The following is a 17,042-nucleotide window of genomic DNA, read 5'->3' as shown; positions in this document are numbered from 1 at the left end:
TGGTTTTAGGGGCGCTTCGCACCCCAGCGCGGGCAAGCCCGCTCACCACAAGTTCGCGGGGCACCTGAACCGTCGTTATTGCGGCCAGAACGCCCGAATACCGGCCACGCCCTGCGCGCCGGCTTCCCAGGCGAGCTGCAACTCATTCGGCCCAACCCCGCCCAGCAGATACGCCGGCCTGTTGAAACCGGCGATCAACTCCCCGGCCTGCTCCCAACCCAGCGGCTGCGCATCCGGATGGGTCTGCGTCGGCTGCACCGGCGACAGCGTGACAAAATCCACGCCCATCTGCTCGGCCAAGGCCAGCTCTTCAGCGTTATGGCACGAAGCCGCCAGCCAGCGCTCCGCCGGCAACGGCCGCCCGGCACTGGCGTACTTGCGCAACTGCGCGGACGTCAGGTGCCAGCCCGCCGACGGAAAATCCCCCAGCCATTCGAAAGGCCCCTTGAGCATCAGCTGCGCCTTGCCCGCACACAATCCCACCGCGTCCACCGCCAGGTCGCGGTACTGCGGATCATAACCATTGGGCGCGCGCAGCTGAATCAGCTTGATCCCACCGGCAATCGCCTGCCGGATCCCCTTGAGCAACTGCGGGGTCTCCAGGCCGTCCGGGGTAATCAGGTACCCGGTCGGCAAACGCGCGGCCGCGACAATCGGCCGGTTGGCCGCCGGAAACTGGTAGTCGGCCAGCTCCCGCGCGCTGACCCAGGCCAGCGGCTGCCCCTCGGCACCGTGGGGTTCGCCGGTAAAGGCCGAAACCTCCCAGACATCCAGCAAGACCTGTTTATCCGGATAATCGTGGCGCACCTTGATCAACGGTCGGGCGGCACTGACCACAATGCCCAGCTCTTCCTGGAGCTCGCGCGCCAAGGCTACCCGAACGGCTTCGCCGTCCTCGACCTTGCCCCCGGGAAACTCCCAGAGACCGCCCTGGTGCTGGGTATCCGCCCGCCGGGCAATCAGGATGCGACCGTCAACACCCCGGATAACCGCCGCCGCCACATGAACGCGTTTCACGTTGAAACCTCCTGCTCGAACCTGTGGATCAGGTGCGGTATTCCGCGTTGATCTTCACGTACTCGTGGGACAGGTCGGTGGTCCAGATGGTTTCACTGCACTGGCCACGGCCCAATTCGATACGAATGGTGATTTCTTCCCGAGCCATCACCGCCGAACCCTGTTCTTCGGTGTAGCTCGCCGCACGGGCACCACGGCTGGCAATGCAGACTTCGCCAAGGAACACGTCGATCTTGCTGACATCCAGTTGCGGCACACCGGCACGGCCGACGGCGGCGAGGATACGACCCCAGTTCGGATCGGAGGCGAACAGCGCAGTCTTGATCAACGGCGAATGCGCCACGGTGTAACCGACATCCAGGCATTCCTGGTGATTGCCGCCGCCGTTGACTTCAACGGTGACGAACTTGGTCGCGCCTTCGCCGTCACGGACGATGGCCTGGGCCACCTCCATGCACACTTCGAACACGGCCTTTTTCAGCGCGTCGAACAGCGGACCACGGGCCTCGGTGATTTCCGGCAGCCCGGCCTGACCGGTGGCGATCAGCATGCAGCAGTCGTTGGTCGAGGTGTCGCCATCGATGGTGATGCGGTTGAAGGACTTGTTGGCGCCATCCAGGACCAGACTGTGCAAGACCTCGCGGGAGACCTTGGCGTCGGTGGCGATGTAGCCGAGCATGGTCGCCATGTTCGGGCGGATCATCCCCGCGCCCTTGCTGATCCCGGTGACGGTAATGGTTACGCCGTCATGCTGGAACTGGCGGCTGGCGCCCTTGGGCAGGGTGTCGGTGGTCATGATGCCGGTGGCGGCAGCGGCCCAGTTGTCCACGGACAGGTCATCCAGTGCCGCCTGCAAGGCGCCTTCGATTTTTTCCACGGGCAACGGCTCGCCGATCACCCCGGTGGAGTACGGCAGTACTGCGCTTTCGTCGACACCGGTCAACTCGGCCAGCTTGGCGCAGGTCCGCGCGGCGGCGGCCAGGCCCGGCTCGCCGGTCCCGGCATTGGCATTGCCGGTGTTGGTCAACAGATAACGCACGGTGCCCTGGACGCGTTGCTTGGCCAGGATCACCGGAGCGGCACAAAATGCGTTGAGGGTGAACACCCCCGCCACCGTGGAACCTTCGGCACAGCGCATCACTACCACGTCCTTGCGCCCAGGGCGCTTGATACCGGCCGAAGCGATACCGAGTTCAAAACCGGCAACCGGGTGCAACGTGGGCAAAGGACCAAGACCAACAGCCATGAATGCGCTCCTTTCAATGTGATGTCTGCACTGCCGTCACAAGGGCAGTGTTTCAAATGGAAAAACGCCGCGACGGCAGGCCGGTCGCGGCGCGGGTATTTCAAGGTTCAGACCCGCAAGGACTTAGCTGATCTGACCGTGGCAGTGCTTGTACTTCTTGCCCGAACCGCAGTAGCAAAGCTCGTTACGGCCCAGCTTCTGCTCGTTGCGAACCGGCGCGGTGGCCAGGGCGACATCGACTTCTTCACCGAGGATTTCCGGCGTTTCCAGACCCGGCGCCTCAGCATGTTCGAACTGCAGGCGCTGGGCCAGGGCTTCGGCTTCCTGGCGCAGACGCGCCTCTTCCTCGACCGGGTCTTCGCGACGCACCTGGACGTGGGACAGGACACGGATCGAATCGCGCTTGATCGAGTCCAGCAGCTCGGAGAACAGGGTGAACGACTCGCGCTTGTATTCCTGCTTCGGGTTCTTCTGCGCATAACCACGCAGGTGGATACCGTGACGCAGGTGATCCATGGTCGACAGGTGGTCTTTCCACAGGTCGTCGAGCACGCGCAGCACGATCTGCTTCTCGAAGGAGCGCAGCGCTTCGGCACTGGCCTGCTCTTCTTTTTCGTTGTACGCCAGCAGCAGCTCGTTGAGCAGCTTCTCGCGCAGGGTCTCTTCGTACAGGTGATCGTCTTCGTCGAGCCACTGCTGGATCGGCAGTTGCACGCCGAAATCGTTCTGCAGGGCTGACTCCAGGCCCGCCACATCCCACTGCTCAGGCAACGACTGTGGAGGAATATGGGTGCTGACGGTGGCGTTGAGCACGTCCTGACGGAAGTCGGCGATGGTTTCACCGATATTGTCGGCGGCCAGCAACGTGTTACGCATGTGATAGATCACTTTACGCTGTTCGTTGTTGACGTCGTCGAACTCGAGCAGTTGCTTGCGGATGTCGAAGTTGCGACCTTCGACCTTGCGCTGGGCCTTTTCGATGGCGTTGGTCACCATGCGGTGCTCGATCGCCTCGCCAGGCTGCATGCCCAGGGCCTTCATGAAGTTTTTCACCCGGTCCGAGGCGAAGATGCGCATCAGGCTGTCTTCCAGCGATAGGTAGAAACGACTGGAACCGGCGTCACCCTGACGACCGGCGCGACCGCGCAGCTGGTTGTCGATACGACGGGATTCGTGACGCTCGGAGGCGATCACCTGCAAGCCGCCCGATTCGAGCACCTGCTGGTGACGCTTCTGCCAGTCGGCCTTGATCTGGGCGATCTGCTCCGGGGTCGGGTTTTCCAGGGCTGCCACTTCGACTTCCCAGTTACCGCCCAACAGGATGTCGGTACCACGACCGGCCATGTTGGTGGCGATGGTCAGTGCGCCGGGGCGACCGGCCTGCGCGATGATTTCCGCTTCCTTCTCGTGGAACTTGGCGTTCAGGACCTTGTGCTCGATGTTCTCCTTGTCGAGCAGGCTGGACATGTGCTCGGAGGTCTCGATGGTCGCCGTACCCACCAGCACCGGACGGCCCTGGGCCAGGGACTCCTTGATGTCGGTGATGATCGCCGCGTACTTCTCTTCGGCGGTGAGGAACACCAGGTCGTTGTAATCCTTGCGCGCCAACGGCTTGTTCGGCGGGATGACCGTCACTTGCAGGCCGTAGATCTGGTGGAACTCGAACGCTTCGGTGTCGGCGGTACCGGTCATGCCGGACAGCTTGGTGTACAGGCGGAAGTAGTTCTGGAAGGTGGTCGACGCCAAAGTCTGGCTTTCGGCCTGGATATTGAGGTTTTCCTTGGCCTCGATGGCCTGGTGCAGGCCCTCGGACAGGCGACGGCCGGGCATGGTCCGGCCGGTGTGTTCGTCCACCAGGACCACCTGGCCGTCCTGGACGATGTATTCGACGTTGCGATTGAACAGCTTGTGGGCACGCAAGCCGGCATACACGTGGGTCAGCAGGCCCAGGTTGTGCGCCGAATAGAGGCTCTCGCCCTCGGCCAGCAGGCCGACCTGGGTGAGCATCTCTTCGATGAACTGGTGGCCGGCTTCGTTCAGCTCGACCTGACGGGTCTTCTCGTCAACGGTGAAGTGGCCTTCCTTGGTCACCACGCCTTCCACTTCCTCGACGTGCAGCTGGAGGCGCGGGATCAGCTTGTTGATCTCGGTGTACAGACGCGAACTGTCTTCGGCCTGGCCGGAGATGATCAGCGGGGTACGGGCTTCGTCGATCAGGATGGAGTCGACTTCGTCGATCACGGCGAAGTTCAGCTCGCGCTGGAACTTCTCTTCCATGCTGAACGCCATGTTGTCGCGCAGGTAGTCGAAGCCGAATTCGTTGTTGGTGCCGTAGGTGATGTCGGCGCCATAGGCGGCACGCTTCTCTTCCGGCGGCTGGAATGGCGTGACCACGCCGACCGTCAGGCCGAGGAATTCATACAGGGGGCGCATCCAGTTGGCGTCGCGGCGAGCCAGGTAGTCGTTCACCGTGACCACGTGCACGCCCTTGCCGGACAGCGCGTTGAGGTAAACGCCCAGGGTCGCTACCAGGGTCTTACCCTCGCCGGTGCGCATTTCCGCGATCATCCCTTCATGCAGGGTCATGCCGCCGATCAACTGCACGTCGAAGTGGCGCATGCCCATGACCCGCTTGCCGGCTTCGCGGGCGACCGCAAAGGCTTCGGGCAGGAGTGCGTCGAGGGTCTCACCTTGGGCTATGCGGGCCTTGAACTCTCCGGTCTTGGCACGCAACTGCTCGTCCGAAAGGGCCACCATTTGCTCTTCGAAGGCATTGACGATCTGTACCGTCTTGAGCATGCGTTTGACTTCACGCTCGTTCTTGCTTCCAAAAAGTTTCTTTAACAAAGGCGCAAACATATCGGCAGGTTCTTCCACACATAGGGATGGAGGGCGGCCCCGTGAGTCGCCCGTGCAGCCCTTATGGCCGCATGCGAACGAGTATTCTACCCGGAAACGATGGTGAGGAAAGTGGCGTTGATCCACGATGCTGGCACAGCGCTGTGACGGGGCCACTCTAAAATAAGGTCTTTTTCCCGAACTTCAAGCCATCGAGTACAGACGTTAACCGCGGACTTTAGGGCCAAAGACGATTCACATCAATGGCCGCGGGTAGAGCGGGCGCTTCTGCTACCATGGCGACTCTGTTTCTTCAGGTGTCTGAACCATGGCATTTCGCCCTCTCACGGCCCGGGCTCCCGCCGCCCTGCTTCGCGAAGCCAAGCCGCTGAAAGCCATTTTCAGCCATGCCCAACGCCTTGCGCATTTGCAGCGCCTGGTGGAAAGCCAACTGCAGCCCGCCGCCCGCGAACACTGCCACGTGGCTTCGTGGCGTGAAGGCAGCCTGCTGCTGATCGTCACCGACGGGCACTGGGCGACCCGCTTGCGCTACCAGCAAAAACGCCTGCAACGGCAACTACAGGCATTCGAAGTATTCGAAAGCCTGACCCGCATCCTGTTCAAGGTGCAGCCACCGACCGTGCCCCAGGGCGCGGTGGGCCATACCATGGATTTGTCCGTGAATGCGGCGCAAACCATCCAGGACACCGCCGACGGCATCAGCGATCCCAACCTGCGCGCCGCCCTGGAGCGCCTGGCCAGCCACGCCAAGCCCAAGGCCTGAGCCCTTCCTCACAACCGCTCAACCCGAGCCTGAACCCGTCCTTGTGGGAGCGGAGCTTGGTCCGGGCGGCATTCCGACGAAGCTTTTGGCGAACTCAAGGGCCTCTTCGCGGGCAAGCTCCGCTCCCACGGATTATCCGGAGCACTATCGGATTGAATGCCCTCAAGTGAACGACATTGCCCACGGTTAATCTTTGCGCCGCCCCAGTCGATAGCAAGAGAACAACTCAGAAAACACCCCAAAAACAACAATCCGTCCCTCCTGAAAAGACCCCATAAGGAGCAGAGGAACAGCTCAGTTTCAACGCTGCCCAGCGCGCGCCACCTGCCACAGCCCAGCTGGACACCCAAAACCTCAGCGGACCTCAAAAGCCATGAACAAAAACCTCAAATTCAGTCACAAAATCCTGTTGGCCGCGTCGCTGATCGTGCTGGCAGCCTTTGCGCTCTTCACGTTGTACAACGATTACCTGCAACGCAATGCGATCCGCGATGACCTCAACAGCTATCTGCATGAGATGGGTGGCGTCAGCGCCAACAATATCCAGACCTGGCTGACCGGTCGCAGCCTGCTGATCGAAAACCTGTCCCAGTCGGTCGCCCTCAATGCCGACCCGGCCAACGTCTCCAACCTGCTGGAACAGAAGGCCATCACCTCGACCTTCATGGGCGCTTACCTGGGCAACAAGGACGGCAGCTTCATGATCCGTCCGGACAGCAAGATGCCCGACGGCTATGACCCGCGCGCCCGCCCCTGGTACAAGAGTGCCGAGAACAGCAGTGGCTCGGCCCTGACCGAACCCTATATCGACCTGGCATCCGGCCAGTTGGTGATTTCCATCGTCGACACCGTACGCAAGGCCGGCCAGAGCGTCGGCGTGGTCGGCGGCGACCTGAGCCTGCAAGCCATCGCCGACAGTCTCAACGCCTTGAGTTTCGACGGTAACGGCTATGCCTTCCTGGTCAGCGCCGATGGCAAGATCCTGGTGCACCCGGACAAAGCCCTGGTGATGAAAAACCTCAGCGACGTCTATCCCCAGGACACCCCGCGCATCGGCAATGAGATCAGCGAAACCGTGGCCAACGGCAAGACGCGCATCGTCGCCTTCGCCCCGATCAAGGGTTTATCTTCGGTAAGCTGGTATGTCGGCCTGTCCGTGGACAAGGACAAGGCCTTTTCGATGCTCAGCAATTTCCGCCGCTCGGCCGTGATCGCCACCACCGTCGCCGTGCTGATCATCATCGCCCTGCTTGGCCTGCTGATCCGTGCCCTGATGCAACCGCTGCATGTGATGACCCGCGCCATGCAGGATATCGCCGACGGCGAAGGCGACCTGACCCGTCGCCTGACGATCGCGTCCCAGGACGAGTTCGGGATCCTTGGCACCGCCTTCAACCGCTTCGTCGAACGCATCCACACCTCGATCAGCGAAGTCTCCTCGGCAACCCAGCAGGTCAACGAAGTGGCCCTGCGGGTGGTCAGCGCCTCGAACTCGTCAATGCTCAACTCCGATGAACAGGCCAGTCGCACCAACAGTGTCGCCGCGGCCATCAACCAGCTCGGTGCCGCGGCCCAGGAAATCGCCCGTAATGCCGCCCAGGCCTCGAACCAGGCCAGCGACGCCCGCGGCCTGGCCGCAGACGGTCAGCAGGTGGTGGAACGCAGTATCAAGGCCATGCACCAGTTATCGGAAATGCTCGCCACTTCAAGCACCAACATCGAATCGCTGAACAGCAAGACGGTGAATATCGGGCAGATTCTCGAAGTGATCACCAGCATTTCCCAGCAAACCAACCTGCTGGCCCTCAACGCCGCCATCGAGGCGGCCCGGGCCGGCGAGGCCGGACGGGGCTTTGCGGTGGTCGCGGACGAGGTGCGCAACCTGGCGCATCGCACCCAGGAATCGGCACAGCAAATCCAGACCATGATTGAAGAACTGCAGGTCGGCGCCCGGGAATCGGTCGACACCATGGGCCACAGCCAGCGCCACAGCCTGGAAAGCGTGGAAATCGCCAACCTGGCCGGCGAGCGCTTGAGCAGCGTGACCCAGAGGATCAGCGAGATCGATGGCATGAACCAGTCCGTCGCAACGGCCACCGAGGAACAAACCTCGGTGGTCGAGTCGATCAACATGGACATCACCGAGATCAACACCCTCAATCAGGAAGGCGTGGAAAACCTGCAGTCGACCCTGCGCGCCTGTGCCGACCTGGAACAGCAGGCCGCACGTTTGAAGCAACTGGTGGGTAGTTTCAGGATTTAAGCGCCGCAGGAGAGTCTGTGGACTTGCCAGTCCCGGACTCTTTCTGCAACTGCTGCCAGAGCTCGGCGGCACCGGGAAACTCGGTGCCGTCCTCACTGCTCATGGCCTCGGGGTCATAGCGGCTCAAACAGCCTTCACCCAGGGTCGGTGGCGCCTTGGAGGTTGCCTTGTCGAGTGGATCGCTCACGCCACACCTCCAGGCCCGTCAACGGGCTGTCAGAACACCACGGTCTTGTTGCCGTGCACCAGCACACGATCTTCCAGGTGATAACGCAGGCCACGGGCCAACACCATCTTCTCGACATCGCGGCCGAAACGCACCATGTCTTCAATGCTATCACTGTGGCTGACACGGACCACGTCCTGTTCGATGATCGGACCGGCATCCAGCTCTTCGGTTACATAGTGGCAAGTTGCCCCAATCAACTTCACGCCCCGCAGGGATGCCTGATGATAAGGCTTGGCACCGACGAACGACGGCAGGAAGCTGTGATGGATGTTGATCACCTTGTGCGCGTACGCCTGGCACAGTTCCGGCGGCAGGATCTGCATGTAGCGCGCCAGTACCACCACATCGGCCTCGTGGTGCCTGACCAGGCGTGAGACTTCGGCAAAGGCCGGCTCTTTGTCCTGTGGGTTCACCGGAACATGGTGGTAAGGAATACCGTGCCACTCGACCATGCTGCGCAGGTCGTCGTGGTTGGAAATCACGCAGGCGATCTGACAATCCAGTTCGTCGCTGTGCCAACGGTGCAACAGGTCCGCCAGGCAATGGGACTCACGGCTGGCCATCAACACCACGCGTTTCTTCTGTTCGGTGTCGGTGATGCGCCAGGTCATGGAAAACTCTTCGGCAATCGGCGCAAACGCCTCACGAAAGGCGTCCAGGCCAAACGGCAGGCTGTCGGCACGAATCTCATGGCGCATGAAGAACCAGCCACTGAGGTTGTCGGAATGGTGACTCGCTTCCGTGATCCAACCATTGTAAGACGCGAGAAAGTTACTGACTTTGGCAACGATGCCAACGCGGTCGGGGCAGGCAATCACCAGCCGGAAAGTGCGCATGGGGGGAGAACTCCAGAACTTCGCAAAGGCCGCCATTCTAGCGAGTACGGGAAAAAACTGCAGTATTCGTTGCACCGGCGGCCCACTCCCGCCCCGGCGCCGGTTTCTCCCTTCGCTTGTAGTGGGTTTTCCCCGCGTGACGCGGCACCGCGCGCCGACAATTCAAACATCGCCACAACAAGACCGCTCTTGGCCGGCGCCGCAAAAACATCTAAGTCCGAGACAAGGCCATGCTTAAGTTTCAAATTAAATGCAATAAACCTTCTATTAAATGTTTACTTGCTCAAATACTCTGACTACTATTGCATCACTGTACCCCTGTCGTCCTGACTCAGCATAAGGTAGTGTCCATGTCCCTGATCCAGAAATACAACGAAACCAAGAGCGCCATCGAACAGCTGCAAGCCCAAATGGCTGCAATGGAAAAAGACGGCGCGCTGAAAAAAGAAATGGAATTCGAAAGCAAACTGCGCACTCTGCTGGGCGAGTACAACAAGGCACTGCCAGATGTCATCAACATCCTGGACCCACAGGCCAAAGCCGGCAAAGCCGTTCGTGGCGCCGTTAAAACCACCGGCACCAAGCGCGCGCGCAAGGTCAAGCAATACAAAAACCCGCACAACGGTGAAGTGATCGAAACCAAAGGCGGCAACCACAAGACTCTGAAAGAGTGGAAAGCCAAGTGGGGCGGCGACGTGGTTGAAAGCTGGGCTACCCTGCTGGGCTAAGCCAGGCCGGTCACGGACGCTATTCGCGGCCTAAAAAAACGCCAGTTCGCTGGCGTTTTTTATTGCCTGCCATTTAAGCACCCACCGGTTTAACCGGTCGCCACGTTAAACCGCGCGCACAAAGCGAGTGCGTAGTCCTGCCATTGCTCCAGCACCTGACGCTGCGCCGGTGTTGCATTCGGGAAACACTTCATGAGGTGCTCGGTAAAATCCGCCAGGGTATTCGGTGCGCCCCACGCCGCATCGGTCAGACGCTGTCGGCAGAATGTCCGCCAGCGCTCTCGCTCTTCTTCACTCAAGCTGGCGGGAAAGTTACGCGCCCGGTAACGAAATAATAATTCCGGCAACCGCTCATCATCGAAAGGCCATTGCCCGCGCGCCAACTGCTCGGGCTCCGCAGTGCGAACTTGTTCACACAAACGCCGGTCACGGTCACCGATAAAACCATCGTATAACTGCTGCTCCGGATCCTCGCTGGGGACGAAGTCCTCGCCCGCATAAAGGGCCTGGACTTTATCCCGCCAAACTTCCTGGGTCTCGGTCAGTTGCTGACGACGCGCGTCATAAAGCGCCATATCCAACTGCAAACGTTGCTGATCTTCACCACGCAATACCTTCAGTGGCGCCACCACCGGGCAACGGTTGACATGAATCAACTTGAGCGGCACCGGCAGTTGCCCTTCAGCGCGGTCCTCATGGCGGATGTACAGTTGCTGACGCAAGGTCTCCGCATCCAGGTCGAACAGCGGCTGCGGATCCTGGGACAGATCACAGACAATCAGGGCATTGCGATTACGCGGGTGCCAGGCCAAGGGCAGGACCACCCCCAGATAATGGCGCGCGGCGGAAAAACGCCCGGAGATATGCACCATCGGCTGCAACAGGCGAATCTGATCCATGACCCGCTGCTTACTGCGCAACTGAAACAGCCAGTCATACAACTTCGGCTGTTTCTCGCGGATCAGCCGCGCCAGGGCAATGGTGGCGCGCACATCGGCCAAGGCTTCGTGGGCGTGGCCATGATCGATCCCATTGGCCGCGGTCAGGCGTTCGAGCCTGAGGGTCACCCGCCCGTCCTCCTCGGGCCAGACGATACCTTGCGGACGCAGCGCATAGGCCGCCCGCACCACATCGATCAGGTCCCAACGGCTGTTGCCGCCCTGCCACTCGCGGGCATAGGGATCGAAAAAATTGCGATACAGGCTGTAACGGGTGACTTCATCGTCAAAGCGCAGGGTATTGTAGCCAGCACCGCAGGTACCCGGAAGGGACAGCTGGGCGTGCACGCGGGTCATGAAGTCGGCCTCGACCAACCCCTGCGCGGCGAGTTGCCCCGGGGTGATGCCGGTAATCATGCAAGCCGCCGGGTGCGGCAGGATATCCTCGCTCGGCCGGCAATACAGGTTGACCGGTTCGTCGATCTCGTTGAGCTCGGCATCGGTACGGATGCCCGCCACCTGCAAGGCGCGATCGGAGCGCGGATTGATCCCGGTGGTTTCGTAGTCGTACCAGAAGATAGAGGTCACGGCGGGTTCCTGAGCAGAAGACGGACGCAGTCTAGGCGCTCAACGCCCCCTCGGACCAGCATCCCGTAACAACTGGACGCCGCTACTTCGATACCGTTCATTACAGAGTTAAGTTGCTTAGCCAGGCGCCGCTGGCTAGGATCGGGCCTCTGTCCGCAAGGAGCTGCCACCTTGCCGTCGATTTCAGCACCGAAAAGGAAGACTGCGCTGCAAGCACCCCTGGACACCCACTACCGTGTCGAAACCCCGGAGGGTATCGACCTGTCCCTGCGCCCGGCCGGCCTGCCCGTGCGGGCAGTGGCATTCGCCATCGACCTGGGCGTGCGCGGCGTGCTGCTCGCTGTCCTGCTGAGCGGCCTGATGCTGCTGGGCAAGCTGGGCCTGGGTCTCGGCTCGATTGTGCTGTTCCTCGTCAGTTGGTGGTACATGGTGCTGTTCGAAGTGCTGAACCAGGGCCGCTCGCCAGGTAAACAGATGATGGGCCTGCGGGTCGTCCATGACGACGGCACGCCGATCGGCTGGGCCGCTTCCCTGACCCGTAACCTGCTGCGTTTTGTCGACATGCTGCCGTTCGGTTATTTCCTCGGTGCGGTCAGTTGCCTGCAACACCCGACCTTCAAGCGCCTTGGCGACCTGGCCGGCGGCACGCTGGTGGTCTATCGCGAACAACCGCTGCCGCGCCCCAGCCTGCCCCAGGCGACACCGCGCAGCGCGCCATTCGTCCTGCGCCTGGCGGAACAGCGCGCCGTGTTGAGTTTCGCCGAACGCCAGGGCGACCTCAGCGCCGAACGCACCCGTGAACTCGCGGCGCTGCTGGCCACGCCCCTGGAGGTGCCGGCGTCCCGGGCCGCGGCCGAGTTGAACGGGATTGCCCACGGACTGCTGGGCCCGCTATGAAACAGAGCCTCTTTGAAAGCCGACATCAGCCCGAGTGGCAACGTTTTGCCCAATGGCTCGAGCAACTGGAGCGCGGCAAGGCGAAAGCCACCGACCTGCGCGAATTCCCCGCCCATTACCGACGCCTGTGCCAACAACTGGCCTTGACCCAGGAACGCGGTTACAGCAGCCATCTGGTCGATACCCTGCAACAGTTGGCCCTGCGCGGGCACCAGCAGCTCTATCGGCATCGCAGCCACCTCGGCGCCTCGGTGCTGGGGTTTATCTTCGCCGGCTTCCCACGCCTGGTACGCGAACAATGGCCGTTCGTGCTGGTCGCCGGCGTGCTGTTCTTTGCCAGCCTGGGGCTGACCGGCCTGCTGATCTACCTGTTTCCAGACCTGGTCTACAGCATTGTCAGCCCGCAGCAGGTGGCCGACATGCAGGCCATGTACGACCCCGCCGCCAGTCGCCTGGGACGCACCGTCGCGCGGGCCTCCAGCGAAAACTGGGTGATGTTCGGCTACTACATCATGAACAACATCGGCATTGCCTTCCAGACCTTCGCCGGCGGTTTGCTGTTCGGCCTGGGCAGCCTGTTCTTCCTGCTGTTCAACGGCCTGACGATCGGCGCGGTGGCCGGCCACCTGACCCAGATCGGCTACGGACAGACTTTCTGGTCCTTTGTCATCGGCCACGGCGCCTTCGAACTCAGCGCCATCGTCCTGTCCGGGGCTGCCGGTCTGCAACTGGGCTGGGCACTGGTGGCGCCGGGACGCCTGCCCCGCGGCGAGGCCCTGCGCCTGAACGCGCAGAAAAGTATCCAGATGGTCGGCGGGGTGATCCTGTTCCTGCTGATCGCCGCCTTTATCGAAGCCTACTGGTCGTCCATGAGCCACCTCGCGCCACGACTCAAATACGCGGTGGGCGCGGGGCTCTGGCTGCTGGTGGGCGCCTATCTGCTGTTGGCCGGACGGAGCAAGCATGCGCCTGACTGACGCCAGCGTCGCCATTCGTCCACGCAGCACCTGGGAAGCCATGGATCTCGGCGTGCTGCTGGCCCAGCAACATCGCGGCTTGCTGATGGGTTCCTGGGCGCTGGTCACCTTGCCGATCTTCACCCTCCTGAGCCTGCTGCTCTGGGACCACCCTTCTATTGCCCTGCTGCTGTTCTGGTGGTTGAAACCGGCGTTCGAACGCTTGCCGCTGTATATCCTCTCCACCGCCCTGTTCGGCGCTACCCCTACCCTGAAACAGGCACTCAAGGCCTGGCCACGCCTGCTCAAGCCACAACTGCTGGCGAGCCTGACCTGGCGCCGCCTGAGCCTGAGCCGCAGTTTCACCTTGCCGGTGCAACAACTCGAAGGCCTCGACGGCCACGCCCGCCAGCAGCGCCTGCGGGTACTCCTGCCGCAGAGCCTGAGCGCGGCGCGCTGGCTGACGCTGATCGGCGCACACCTGGAATATGTCCTGTGGATCGGCCTGATGGCGGTGTTCTACCTGTTGCTGCCCCGGCAGATCGACATCGACTGGCACTGGCAGAAACTGCTGTTCGCCGCCCAGCATGAGTGGCTCTGGCTGGAACACCTGAGCAACGCTTTCTACGCGCTGATCCTGATCTTCTGGGAACCGATTTATATCGCCTGCGGCTTCAGCCTCTACCTCAACCGCAGGACCGTGCTGGAAGCCTGGGATATCGAACTGATTTTCCGCCAGCTGCGCCAGCGTCTACTGCCGGTGGTCGCCGCGCTGCTGCTCGGCGTCGGCCTGCTGTCGATGCCCTTCGCGCCACCGGCCATGGCCGCCGAACCGCCAGCACCGGACACCCCGCGACTGCTCAAGCAACCTCTGACCAGCCAGGCCTCCCAGGACGCGATCAAGGCGCAGTTGCAGGCGCCACCGTTCAAGAACCCGGAAACCGTCACCCGCTGGCGACTGGGCGAACCGTCCGCCACCTCCCACGGCAAGCGCTCTTCCGGCTGGCTGAAGGCCCTGCTGGAGCGTTTTGACAGCCGCACCGCCGGCGCACTCGCCCAAGGCCTGGAGATTCTGCTCTGGGCCGCGCTGTTCGGATTGCTGGCCTGGTTGGCCTGGCGCTATCGCGATGGCTGGCAGACTTTCGTCGGCCGGCGCCCGAAACCACGGGGCAAACCCGCGCCAGGTGCCACGCCGCAATTGTTCGGTCTGGCGCTGGACATCGACAGCTTGCCCGACGATATCGCCGCCAGCGCCGAAGCCCTCTGGCCCCAGCAGCCGCGCGAAGCCATGAGCCTGCTCTACCGTGGCCTGCTCAGCCGCCTGCTGCATGACTATCAGTTACCCTTGAAGAGCGCCGACACCGAAGGCCAGGTCCTGGAGCGACTCGACCAGTTGGCGGAACCGGCCCTCCAGGCCTTCAGCCAGGAGCTGACCCGCCACTGGCAGAACCTCGCCTACGGACATCGCCTGCCTGCGCCCCATCAGCAACAGGCACTGTGTGAAGGCTGGCGGCAGTTGTTCGGTCCGGGAGCCGTCCGATGAACCGGCGCCTGTCCTGGCTGATCGGCCTGGCATTGCTGGCGCTGCTCGCGGGCGGTGGCCTCTACCTCTATCACCAGGTCACGCCCTACACTGTGGTCATCGACCACGGCCCTTCACCCGAGGCCCGCGCCAACCCTTACCTGGCCGCCGAACAGTTTCTGCGCCAGCGTGGCCTGAAGGTCAGCCATGCCAACAGCCTGGACATCCTCCCCGGCCTCGACCCACGCGGGCAGAACCTGATGCTGCTGGGCGAACGCTCGAACATGACCCCGCGCCAGGCCGACCAGTTACTCAACTGGGCCCGCGCCGGTGGGCGACTGCTGTTCGTCGCCGAAGCCCTGTGGAACCCCAAGACCGGGAGCAGTGGCGACCTGCTGCTCGACCGCGTGCAACTGCACCAGCTGCTGAGCAAGGATCTCAAGGGCGACGGCCCGGAACCGGAAGATGAGCATTACCCGCTGTTGACCCGCATGTACCTGGAAGACGAAGACGCCCCGGCCTACTTCAGTTTCGACACTGCCTTCCACTTGTCCGATCCGAAGAACCTGGCGCAATCCTGGGCCAACAGCGCCACCTCCACCCACCTGATGCAACTGGACTACGGCGCCGGCACGGTCACCGTGCTGACCGACGCCGACCTCTGGACCAACCGCGCCATCGGCCGCTACGATAACGCCTGGCTGCTCTGGTACCTGGCCCAGGACAGCGACGTGACCCTGCTGTTCAATACCGACCACGACAACCTGCTCACCCTGTTGTGGCGCTACTTCCCCCAGGCCCTGGTCGCCCTCGCCACCCTCCTCGGCCTGTGGTTATGGCATGTCGGCCTGCGCCAGGGGCCGTTGCAGGCCCCCACCTCCCGGGCGCGCCGACAATTGCAGGAACACCTGCGGGCGAGCGCTGACTTCCTGTTACGTCGCAGTGGCCATGAGGCCCTGCTCCAGGCCTTGCAACAGGACATCCTGCGCCGGGCCCGCAAGCGACACCCCGGTTTCGAACGACTCGGCGTTGCCGAACAATGGCAGGTGCTCGCGCGCCTGACACGCCAACCCACCAGCGCCATCAGCCAGGCCTTGCGCCCGCGACCGAAGCAGCGCCTTTCCAGCGTTGACTTCAGCCGCCAGGTCGCCCACCTGCAAACCCTCAGGAATGCCCTATGAGCGAACAACAAGCCGAACCGTCCAGCCCGGTCGACGCCGAGGTCCATGCCCAGCAACAACGGCATCGCGCCAGCCAGTTGGCCCAGGCCGTGCGCCATGAACTGCAAAAGGTGCTGATCGGCCAGGACACGGTGATCGACGACGTGCTCACCGCACTGATCGCCGGCGGCCATGTGCTGCTCGAAGGCGTCCCCGGGCTGGGCAAGACCCTGCTGGTGCGCGCCCTGGCGCGCTGCTTCGGTGGCGACTTCGCACGCATCCAGTTCACCCCCGACCTGATGCCCAGCGATGTTACCGGCCATGCGGTCTACGACCTGCAGACCGAACAGTTCAAGCTGCGCAAGGGCCCACTGTTTACCAACCTGCTGCTAGCCGATGAGATCAACCGCGCGCCGGCGAAAACCCAGGCGGCGCTGCTCGAAGCCATGCAGGAACGCCAGGTCACCCTCGAAGGTCGCGCCCTGCCCATCGCCCAGCCGTTCATGGTGCTTGCCACGCAGAACCCGATCGAGCAGGAAGGCACCTACCCGCTGCCCGAGGCCGAGCTGGACCGCTTCATGCTCAAGCTGCGCATGGACTACCCCGAGGCCCAGCAGGAACTGGAGATGGTCCGCCAGGTGACCCGCTCGACCAAGGCCGACATGCTCGATGTGCAACCCCTGCGCACCTTGTTGCAGGCCAAGGACATACTGGCCTTGCAGCGGATCGCCAGCGAGTTGCCGCTGGACGAGCAGGTCCTCGACTATGCCGTGCGCCTGGCCCGGGCCACCCGTAGCTGGCCGGGTCTGACCCTCGGCGCCGGACCGCGGGCCTCCATCGCCCTGGTCCGTGGCGCAAGAGCCCGGGCCCTGCTGCGTGGTGGCGAATTCGTGATCCCGGACGATATCAAGGGCTGCGCCCTGGCCGTGCTGCGGCATCGGGTACGGATCGCCCCCGAGTTGGATATAGAAGGGCTGTCGGTCGACCAGGTGCTCAAGCAGCTGCTTGACCAGGTCCCGGCGCCACGCCAGTGAGGCCGG

Annotated in this window: 14 protein-coding genes; 8 read left to right on the top strand and 6 right to left on the bottom strand. The window is 62.6% G+C overall.

What is annotated here, in order from left to right; genetic code table 11:
• Positions 1-75 precede the first annotated feature (75 nt).
• From M5B99_RS00340 to secA, 3 genes are all read right to left on the bottom strand, one after another.
• Positions 76-1,017, bottom strand: coding sequence for a Nudix family hydrolase (locus M5B99_RS00340; protein WP_248802118.1), 942 nt, complete (start codon positions 1,015-1,017; stop codon positions 76-78).
• A 28-nt stretch (positions 1,018-1,045) separates the two neighbouring features.
• Positions 1,046-2,263 carry a bifunctional glutamate N-acetyltransferase/amino-acid acetyltransferase ArgJ gene (argJ, locus tag M5B99_RS00335; protein ID WP_248802117.1) on the bottom strand — a complete coding sequence of 406 codons (1,218 nt, stop codon included), beginning with the start codon at positions 2,261-2,263 and terminating at the stop codon, positions 1,046-1,048.
• 123 nt (positions 2,264-2,386) lie between these two features.
• Positions 2,387-5,122, bottom strand: a complete 2,736-nt coding sequence (secA, locus tag M5B99_RS00330; RefSeq protein WP_248802116.1) for a preprotein translocase subunit SecA — start codon at positions 5,120-5,122, stop codon at positions 2,387-2,389.
• Between the two features lie 307 nt (positions 5,123-5,429).
• Between secA and M5B99_RS00325 the strand changes: the two genes are divergently transcribed.
• Both M5B99_RS00325 and M5B99_RS00320 read left to right on the top strand, forming a co-directional pair.
• Entirely contained in the window at positions 5,430-5,885 is a 456-nt protein-coding gene (locus M5B99_RS00325; protein ID WP_248802115.1) for a DUF721 domain-containing protein, read from the top strand.
• Between the two features lie 373 nt (positions 5,886-6,258).
• Positions 6,259-8,148, top strand: coding sequence for a methyl-accepting chemotaxis protein (locus M5B99_RS00320; RefSeq protein WP_248802114.1), 1,890 nt, complete (start codon positions 6,259-6,261; stop codon positions 8,146-8,148).
• Here the strand turns inward: M5B99_RS00320 and M5B99_RS00315 are convergent.
• Entirely contained in the window at positions 8,138-8,335 is a 198-nt protein-coding gene (locus M5B99_RS00315; protein ID WP_248802113.1) for a hypothetical protein, read from the bottom strand. The two genes, M5B99_RS00320 and M5B99_RS00315, sit on opposite strands and share 11 nt — an antisense overlap.
• Before the next feature lie 29 nt (positions 8,336-8,364).
• Positions 8,365-9,213: a formyltetrahydrofolate deformylase gene (gene purU, locus M5B99_RS00310; RefSeq protein ID WP_248802112.1), complete on the bottom strand. Its 849-nt coding sequence runs from the start codon at positions 9,211-9,213 to the stop codon at positions 8,365-8,367.
• 350 nt (positions 9,214-9,563) lie between these two features.
• Between purU and mvaT the strand changes: the two genes are divergently transcribed.
• On the top strand, positions 9,564-9,941 hold the full coding sequence (gene mvaT, locus M5B99_RS00305; protein WP_100938800.1) for a histone-like nucleoid-structuring protein MvaT: 378 nt from the start codon (positions 9,564-9,566) through the stop codon (positions 9,939-9,941).
• 89 nt (positions 9,942-10,030) lie between these two features.
• Here mvaT and sbcB read toward each other — a convergent pair whose 3' ends face one another.
• On the bottom strand, positions 10,031-11,467 hold the full coding sequence (sbcB, locus tag M5B99_RS00300; RefSeq protein WP_248802111.1) for an exodeoxyribonuclease I: 1,437 nt from the start codon (positions 11,465-11,467) through the stop codon (positions 10,031-10,033).
• 171 nt (positions 11,468-11,638) lie between these two features.
• Between sbcB and M5B99_RS00295 the strand changes: the two genes are divergently transcribed.
• Genes M5B99_RS00295 through M5B99_RS00275 form a run of 5 tightly spaced genes read left to right on the top strand, consistent with a single transcriptional unit; the run spans position 11,639 to position 17,036 of the window.
• Entirely contained in the window at positions 11,639-12,364 is a 726-nt protein-coding gene (locus M5B99_RS00295; RefSeq protein WP_248802110.1) for an RDD family protein, read from the top strand.
• Positions 12,361-13,341, top strand: coding sequence for a stage II sporulation protein M (locus tag M5B99_RS00290; protein WP_248802109.1), 981 nt, complete (start codon positions 12,361-12,363; stop codon positions 13,339-13,341). Before M5B99_RS00295 ends, M5B99_RS00290 begins: the two co-directional genes overlap by 4 nt.
• Positions 13,328-14,863: a DUF4129 domain-containing protein gene (locus tag M5B99_RS00285; protein ID WP_248802108.1), complete on the top strand. Its 1,536-nt coding sequence runs from the start codon at positions 13,328-13,330 to the stop codon at positions 14,861-14,863. The genes M5B99_RS00290 and M5B99_RS00285 overlap by 14 nt, the downstream gene beginning before the upstream one ends.
• Positions 14,860-16,023, top strand: a complete 1,164-nt coding sequence (locus M5B99_RS00280; protein WP_248802107.1) for a DUF4350 domain-containing protein — start codon at positions 14,860-14,862, stop codon at positions 16,021-16,023. The genes M5B99_RS00285 and M5B99_RS00280 overlap by 4 nt, the downstream gene beginning before the upstream one ends.
• Entirely contained in the window at positions 16,020-17,036 is a 1,017-nt protein-coding gene (locus M5B99_RS00275; protein WP_248802106.1) for an AAA family ATPase, read from the top strand. The genes M5B99_RS00280 and M5B99_RS00275 overlap by 4 nt, the downstream gene beginning before the upstream one ends.
• Positions 17,037-17,042: the final 6 nt, after the last annotated feature.

Origin of the sequence: Pseudomonas sp. MWU13-2100, assembly GCF_023242365.1 — a bacterium.
In the GTDB taxonomy this organism is placed as follows: domain Bacteria; phylum Pseudomonadota; class Gammaproteobacteria; order Pseudomonadales; family Pseudomonadaceae; genus Aquipseudomonas.
The sequence above is the reverse complement of the archived record's forward strand: the minus strand, read 5'-3'. Positions and strand labels throughout refer to the sequence as shown.

Excerpts from the sequence above, each read along its gene's own strand:
- M5B99_RS00325 (WP_248802115.1), top strand. The coding sequence starts at position 5,430 with ATGGCATTTCGCCCTCTCACGGCCCGGGCTCCCGCCGCCCTGCTTCGC.
- M5B99_RS00275 (WP_248802106.1), top strand. The coding sequence starts at position 16,020 with ATGAGCGAACAACAAGCCGAACCGTCCAGCCCGGTCGACGCCGAGGTC.
- purU (WP_248802112.1), bottom strand. The coding sequence starts at position 9,213 with ATGCGCACTTTCCGGCTGGTGATTGCCTGCCCCGACCGCGTTGGCATC.
- mvaT (WP_100938800.1), top strand. The coding sequence starts at position 9,564 with ATGTCCCTGATCCAGAAATACAACGAAACCAAGAGCGCCATCGAACAG.
- M5B99_RS00290 (WP_248802109.1), top strand. The coding sequence starts at position 12,361 with ATGAAACAGAGCCTCTTTGAAAGCCGACATCAGCCCGAGTGGCAACGT.
- M5B99_RS00285 (WP_248802108.1), top strand. The coding sequence starts at position 13,328 with ATGCGCCTGACTGACGCCAGCGTCGCCATTCGTCCACGCAGCACCTGG.
- secA (WP_248802116.1), bottom strand. The coding sequence starts at position 5,122 with ATGTTTGCGCCTTTGTTAAAGAAACTTTTTGGAAGCAAGAACGAGCGT.
- M5B99_RS00280 (WP_248802107.1), top strand. The coding sequence starts at position 14,860 with ATGAACCGGCGCCTGTCCTGGCTGATCGGCCTGGCATTGCTGGCGCTG.
- M5B99_RS00320 (WP_248802114.1), top strand. The coding sequence starts at position 6,259 with ATGAACAAAAACCTCAAATTCAGTCACAAAATCCTGTTGGCCGCGTCG.
- argJ (WP_248802117.1), bottom strand. The coding sequence starts at position 2,263 with ATGGCTGTTGGTCTTGGTCCTTTGCCCACGTTGCACCCGGTTGCCGGT.